General features: G+C 71.2%; 3 protein-coding genes and 1 pseudogene. 3 read left to right on the forward strand and 1 reads right to left on the reverse strand.

Annotated elements, in window-relative coordinates; translation table 11 throughout:
- The 3 genes and pseudogenes from J1C73_RS01745 to J1C73_RS35840 form a co-directional block, all read left to right on the forward strand.
- Nucleotides 1-491, forward strand: a 491-nt coding sequence (locus tag J1C73_RS01745) for a TauD/TfdA family dioxygenase (RefSeq protein WP_207314750.1), incomplete at its 5' end; no start/stop codon positions are given.
- An 84-nt stretch (nucleotides 492-575) separates the two neighbouring features.
- Nucleotides 576-917 (forward strand): transposase, encoded by a 342-nt coding sequence (locus tag J1C73_RS01750; RefSeq protein ID WP_242643569.1) that lies wholly within the window; start codon nucleotides 576-578, stop codon nucleotides 915-917.
- Nucleotides 918-1,111: 194 nt separating this feature from the next.
- Nucleotides 1,112-1,243 (forward strand): annotated as a pseudogene (locus J1C73_RS35840) (IS3 family transposase); the annotation flags it as partial.
- A 369-nt stretch (nucleotides 1,244-1,612) separates the two neighbouring features.
- Here the strand turns inward: J1C73_RS35840 and J1C73_RS01760 are convergent.
- The coding region (locus J1C73_RS01760; RefSeq protein WP_207314752.1) for a Gfo/Idh/MocA family protein at nucleotides 1,613-2,837 on the reverse strand (1,225 nt) is incomplete at its 5' end.

Consider the following 2,837-nt stretch of genomic DNA (forward strand, 5'->3'; position numbering starts at 1 on the left):
TCCTGTGCCTGCGCGCCGACCACGACCGACGTGCCGGTATGCGCGTCGCCGGCATCCGCCAAGCGCTGCCGCTCCTGACCCCGGCCAGCCGCCAGGCCCTGTTCGCAACGGAGTTCCTCACCACACCACCCCCCTCCTTCGGCCCCGCCACTGCCACGAGCAAGCCCGACGTCAAACCCCGACCGGTGCTGTCGGGAGCGGTCGAGGATCCCGACATACGCATGGCCCAACTCGTCACCACCCCTCTCACCCCCCGTGCCACCGCAGCGCTGACCGAATTCGGCCGCGCCTGCGAAGCGACCGCCCGCACACTGCGCCTGACACCCGGCGACCTGGTCGTCATCGACAACCGCGTCACCGTCCACGGCCGCACCGCCTTCCACCCCCGGTACGACGGAGCAGACCGCTGGCTGCAACGCACCTACGTCACCACCGACCTCCGCCGTTCCCGCGACCACCGCCCCCACGACGGCCACGTACTCGCCCGCTGACCAGCCTGAGGGTGGGCTTGATCCGCTTTGACGGACATTCGAGATCTGGGGTTCTGCCCCGGGAGGATGTCCATCGTGGAGAGCATGGGGAAGAAGAAGCCTCGCCGCCCTCGTCGTTCGTTCACGCCGGAGTTCAAGGCCGAGATCGTCGGTCTGTGCCGACGAGGTGACCGCTCGGTCGGGCAGGTCGCCAGAGACTTCGAACTGACCGAGACGGCGGTGCGGGACTGGGTGAAGCAGGCCGAGGTCGACGCGGGCGAGCGCAACGGGCTGACCAGCAGCGAGCGCGAGGAACTGGCCGCGTTGCGGCGGGAGAACCGCCGGCTGCGTGAGGATGTCGACGTCCTCAATCGGTCACGTACGGATCTGTGGGAGCCCGGGGGCGAAATCCCCCCGGGCCACCCGACTTCGCGCGGGACAAGATGAGGTAGGCACCGCCGCACGGTGCCGCTTCATCGACGCGGAGAAGGCGTGCGAGGGCAATCCTGCAGGTCACAGTGTTGCGTTTCTGTGCCGCGTGCTGGCAGTGCCCCGCTCCACCTACTACGCGCACCTGGCGTCGCGGCCGGCCCGGGCGGTGCGGGAGAGGGCCGAGGAGCTGCTGGTGGGCGAGATCCGGGGTGCTGCACGCCGGCTCACGCGGCGCCTACGGGGCTCCGCGGATCCACGCGGCCCTGCGGCGGGCCGGCCGGGTCGTCAACGGGAAACGGGTCGAGCGGCTGATGCGTGTCCATCACATCACCGGGATCACCCGGCGTCGTCGCCGTGGCCTGACCCGACAAGCCAGGCGGGCGGTGTTCGCCGCAGACCTGATCGGCCGGGACTTCACCGCGCCCCGCCCCGGGATGCGACTGGTCGGGGACATGACCGAACTGATCACGCTGGAGGGGAAGCCGTATCTGGCGACCTGTATCGATCTCGCGACGCGGGAGGTGGTCGGCTGGGCGATGGCCGACCATCACCGGGCCGCACTGCCGGTCGCCGCCCTGCGGATGGCGGCTGGACGCGGCGGCCTGGAGGACGGCTTCGAGCTGTCGGAGGACGGCACGAACTGGGAGACGGCATGGTCCACGACCGCTGGTGCCAGCCGCCGCCGCCGCCCCTGCCTCGCGGCGCACGGGTCAGAGCCGTACGACCGTCCCGCTGCGCCGTGCCCGCTCCGCGGCGAACACCACCCGGTGGCTGTCGCGGCTCTCGGCCGCGCCGGTGAGCAGCAGTTCGGGGAGACCTCCATGGTGGGCGCGTACGAAGGCGGACATCAGTCCCGCGTCCCCGCCGCCGTGCCCCTCCGCGGCGGAGCCCCCGCCGGCGTCCGTGTCGAGGACGGTCCGCTCGTCGGTGGTGAAGTCGTAGATCTCGATGTGCCGGCTGTCCCCGGTGATCTGCCCCCGCGTGCCGAAGATCTTCGTGTGGCGGCTCTCCAGCGGGGTGAAGGCGGTAGTGGTGAGGGAGACCGTCACGCCGCCCTCGTACTCCAGGTTGACCACCTGGTGATCCACCACATCGTTGTCGCTCTGGTAGACACAGCGCCCGTACGGGCCGTCCGCGAGCGCCTCGTCCACGGACGACTCGGTGAGCTCATCGGCGGCGATCCTGGTGAAGTGGCGCTTGACGCCCCCCTCGCGCAGACCGATCTGGTAGATCTTGCGCGCCGAGTACGGGCACCCCGGTTCGACGGCGCAGGAGACACACCGCTTCCCGGCGCCCTCCGGGGCGTTGTCCGCGCGGAAATGGGATAGCCCGCCGAATGAGGAGACCGCTCGCACCGGGCGGCCGACGAGGTGGCCGAGCCAGTCGATGTCATGGCAGGACTTGGTGAGCAGCAGGAAGCCCGAGGTGTCCTCGCGCCGCCAGTTCCCGCGTACGAAGGAGTGCGCGAAGTGCCAGTAGCCGATGGGCTCCAGGTGCTGGACGCTCACGATGTCGCCGATGCGGCCGGAGTCCAGGATGGCCTTGAGGCGGACGGTGTAAGGCGTGTAGCGCAGGACGTGGCAGACGGTCAGGGTGACACCGGCCCGGTCGGCGGCGGCCGCGATGCGGTCGCAGTCCTCGGCGCTCGCCCCCATGGGCTTTTCCAGCAGGATGTCGTAGCCGCGGGCGGCGAACGCCTCGGTGGCCGCCAGGTGTTCGGCGTCCTGTACGGCGATGACGACGACGTCCGCCAGGCGCGGGGCGGCGGCCAGCTCCCGCCAGTCGGCGTAGCGGTGCGCGGGAGGGACGTGGTGCCGGGCGGCGAGCTCGTCCCGGCGTCCGGCTCGTGGATCCGCGAGCGCGGTGACGACGGCCGGGATGTCCCCTGCGGCAGCGAGGTCCGCGTACGTCGTGCCTCGCGCGCCCGTCCCGGCG

It is taken from the genome of Streptomyces laculatispora, assembly GCF_017353455.1.
In the GTDB taxonomy this organism is placed as follows: domain Bacteria; phylum Actinomycetota; class Actinomycetes; order Streptomycetales; family Streptomycetaceae; genus Streptomyces; species Streptomyces laculatispora.

Bases quoted from the DNA above. Each gene is read 5' to 3' on its own strand.
- J1C73_RS01750 (WP_242643569.1), top strand. From the start codon at position 576: ATGGGGAAGAAGAAGCCTCGCCGCCCTCGTCGTTCGTTCACGCCGGAG.